The organism is Pseudomonas sp. HMWF006 (assembly GCF_003061205.1).
Taxonomy (GTDB): domain Bacteria; phylum Pseudomonadota; class Gammaproteobacteria; order Pseudomonadales; family Pseudomonadaceae; genus Aquipseudomonas; species Aquipseudomonas monsensis.
Map to the genome: position 1 here is coordinate 1 of NZ_QAIU01000014.1, position 3,257 is coordinate 3,257.

At 62.0% G+C, this 3,257-nt stretch carries 4 protein-coding genes and 1 pseudogene; 2 read left to right on the forward strand and 3 right to left on the reverse strand.

Translation table 11 applies throughout. The annotated features are described in order from the left end of the window. A pseudogene (locus tag DBR24_RS00340) lies at positions 1–248 on the reverse strand (cytochrome B); the annotation flags it as partial. Beyond that, positions 248–514: a PepSY domain-containing protein gene (locus tag DBR24_RS00345; protein WP_123464277.1), complete on the reverse strand. Its 267-nt coding sequence runs from the start codon at positions 512–514 to the stop codon at positions 248–250. The pseudogene DBR24_RS00340 and the gene DBR24_RS00345, both read right to left, overlap by 1 nt. Before the next feature lie 170 nt (positions 515–684). Between DBR24_RS00345 and DBR24_RS00350 the strand changes: the two genes are divergently transcribed. Both DBR24_RS00350 and DBR24_RS00355 read left to right on the forward strand, forming a co-directional pair. Beyond that, complete coding sequence (locus DBR24_RS00350) at positions 685–1,347, forward strand: response regulator (RefSeq protein WP_123464275.1); 663 nt, start codon at positions 685–687, stop codon at positions 1,345–1,347. Further along, entirely contained in the window at positions 1,344–2,720 is a 1,377-nt protein-coding gene (locus tag DBR24_RS00355) for an ATP-binding protein (RefSeq protein ID WP_123464274.1), read from the forward strand. The genes DBR24_RS00350 and DBR24_RS00355 overlap by 4 nt, the downstream gene beginning before the upstream one ends. A gap of 65 nt (positions 2,721–2,785) precedes the next feature. Here DBR24_RS00355 and DBR24_RS00360 read toward each other — a convergent pair. Further along, positions 2,786–3,257: thiamine pyrophosphate-dependent enzyme (locus DBR24_RS00360; protein WP_256591225.1), on the reverse strand; the 472-nt coding region annotated here is incomplete at its 5' end.

The window sequence follows — 3,257 nt, forward strand, 5'->3', positions numbered from 1 at the left end:
ATCAGCGACCGCCCGTGCGCCAACAGGCGCGCCGGCGTCGGCCAGAAGTCCGCCCAACGCGCACTGCGCGGCCCGATGAAGCCCCACACGATCCGTAGCAACAGCCAGCCCATGGCGTAATAGCCAAGCCAGACATGCCAGTCGTCACCCGCCTCATTGAAGAAGTAATTGGCGACGAAGACGCTGGCGATGGACAGGTGAAACAGCCGCACCAGCGGATCCCACAGGCGCAGGGACGCGCTCGGCATCAGCCTTTGATCTCGGTCTTGACCGCTTTGCCGCTGACCGGGTCGTGGTAGATCTCGACTTTGCGCTTGTCCTTGTCGAAACCGTAGATCTCGTAGCAGTTGCCATCAGTGACCTTGAACTTGCTGATCTGGTAACCCTGGGCTTTGAGTTGCGCCTGGAAGGCGTTCTGGTCTTGCCATTGCGAACGCTCGGCGGTGGTGCATTGCGGGCCGGCGACGGCCAAAGGGCTGGCGGCAATCAGGGACAACAGCAGAAGTTTGCGCATGGAAACACTCTCGCTCGATGAGGAAGGCCTCACTGTGCAAAAGCAACCTTAGTGAAAGCTTAGTTGGCAACGAGTGGTTACATCTTTCCCGTCGGCCGGACTGCCACGGCGCCCTGTGCAACGGCATGATGCCGCCCATCAACGCCCCTGTTGCCCACTGAGAACCGCCCATGCGCCTGCTGCTGGTTGAAGACGATCAAGCCCTCGGACAAGGCATTCGTGTTGCCTTGAGCAGCGAGGGCTACACCCTCGACTGGTTGCAGGACGGGGTCAGCGCCCTGCACGCCCTGCACAGTGAAAGCTTCGACCTGCTGTTGCTTGATCTCGGCTTGCCACGGCTTGATGGCCTGGCCCTGCTGCAACAACTGCGCGGTGCACAACAGGACCTGCCGGTGCTGATTCTCACCGCACGCGATGGCACCGCCGAACGCATCGCCGGCCTCGATGCCGGGGCCGACGACTACCTGATCAAACCGTTCGACGTCGATGAATTGAAGGCGCGCATTCGTGCGTTGCTGCGCCGCAGTCAGGGCCGCGCCCAACCGGTGCTGGAACATGCCGGCGTATGCCTTGACCCGGTCAGCCAGCAAGTCACCTGGCAAGGTCTCGAGGTGGTGGTGACACCGATGGAATATCAACTGCTCCATCAACTGATGGCGCGTCCCGGCAAGGTGGTCACCCGCGAGCGCTTGTCCCGGGCGCTATATGGCTGGCAGGACCATGTCGAGAGCAACACCCTGGAAGTGCTGATTCACAACCTGCGCAAGAAGCTTTCGACCGGTCTGATCCGCACCGTGCGCGGCGTCGGTTATGTCGTGGAGCTCAAGTCATGATTTCGATCCGCGCGCGAATTCTGGTCCCCGTACTGATTCTGGTGCTGATCGGCGATGTGCTGATCAGTTGGCTGGTGTTGCGCGACAGCCACCATGAAATCGAAGAAGTCTACGACGCCCAACTGGCGCAGAGTGCGCGCCTGCTGCAAGGCGTACTGGCGCAACGCGCGCCGGGCGACAACGACTGGAAGCGCCTGTATCAGGCCTTCGATGAGGCGATGAGCCGGGTCGGCGATGGGGAAGCGGCGCATCCGTACGAAACGCGGCTGACGTTTCAGGTCTGGCGCAGTGATGGGCAATTGTTGATGCGTTCGGCCGAAGCGCCGGAACTGAATGCGCCGCCGACCACCCTCGGTTCCCACGACCTGATGGAAAACGGCCGCGACTGGTGTGCGTTTCTGCTCAAGGACTCGCAGCAAGGGTTGTTGATCTGGGTCGGCGAGCGCGACGACGTTCGTCAGGACCTGATCGAGCGGATCGTCGGCCACACACTATGGCCGAGCGTGATCGGTGTGCCGGCGCTGGCGGCGTTGATCTGGCTGACCATCGGCTGGGGACTGCAGCCCTTGCGCAGGATGGCGCAAACCATTCGCGGGCGTGATACCGAAACCCTCAAACCGCTGAACCTGAGCCCCCTGCCCCACGACCTCGAACCGATGCAAACCGCGCTCAACCGCTTGTTGCAGCAGATCGACAATCTGCTGGCGCGGGAGCGACGCTTTATCGCTGATGCCGCCCATGAACTGCGCACGCCACTGGCGATCCTGCGCATCCATGCGCAAAACGCGCAGCTCGCCGGCACCTCGCAACAACGCGAGGAGGCGCTGGAATTTCTGGTCAGCGCGGTGGATCGCGCCACACGGATCGCCAGCCAGTTGCTGACCATGGCGCGGATCGAACCGCGTCTGGCCCATCCGGAAAAAAGCCCCGTGGAACTCACCGCACTGGTGCGCGAGGAGCTTGCCGAACTGGCGCCGCTGGCGCTGGAAAAGGATATAGAACTGATCCTCGACAGCGACCACCACTGCCCGGTTGAAACCGACCCTGTGGCCTTGGCCATTGCCCTGCAGAACCTGGTTACCAACGCGCTGAACTTCGCCCCGCCCGGCAGCGAGGTGCGCGTGCAGGTGCAGCCGCAAGACTCCGGCGCGGTGTACATCAGCGTCGAAGACGCTGGCCCCGGCATCAACGAACTCGACTACGCGCGACTGTTCGAGCGCTTTTATAGTCACGGCCATGCCAACGGCGCCGGGTTGGGCCTGGCAATTGTGCAGATGATCGTCAGCAAGATCGGCAGCACCTTGCAGTTGTACAACCGGCCACAGGGTGGGCTGTGTGCGGAGTTGCGGATCAATGAAACGTCCTTCGGTTGAGCCGGGCCTGTGGCGAGGTAGCACGCTCCCTCGCCACAGGGGATGAGCGCTATGGGTTTATCCGCTTATTTTTTGCCCGGCAGCACCGAACTCAAGACTTGTTTGGCGGCTTGCACGATGATGCCGGCCTCATCCGGATCGCCCTTGAGCAAGGTCGTGGCGAATTTTTTCGCCTGTTCCAGCTTGATGTGCGGCGGCAGCGGCGGCACGTTCGGGTCGGTCTTGAATTCGATCAGCACCGGCACCTCCGAGGCCAGCGCCTGCTCCCAGGCGGCGGCGACATCTTCGTCACGATCGACAAAAATCCCTTTGAGGCCAATGGAGATGGCGAACAAGTGATACGGCACGTCCGGAATGCTTTGCGACGCCTCGAACTTGGGGTCGCCCTCCATCACCCGCTGCTCCCACGTCACCTGATTGAGGTCCTCGTTGTTGAACACCGCGCAGATCCACTTCGGGCTCGCCCATTGCCGCCAGTATTTGGCAACGGTGATCAGCTCGGCCATGTTGTTCATCTGCATCGCACCGTCGCCCACC

What these genes read in the sequence shown, in the direction of transcription:
- DBR24_RS00345 (WP_123464277.1), bottom strand. Translation starts at nt 514, where the DNA reads ATGCGCAAACTTCTGCTGTTGTCCCTGATTGCCGCCAGCCCTTTGGCC.
- DBR24_RS00350 (WP_123464275.1), top strand. Translation starts at nt 685, where the DNA reads ATGCGCCTGCTGCTGGTTGAAGACGATCAAGCCCTCGGACAAGGCATT.
- DBR24_RS00355 (WP_123464274.1), top strand. Translation starts at nt 1,344, where the DNA reads ATGATTTCGATCCGCGCGCGAATTCTGGTCCCCGTACTGATTCTGGTG.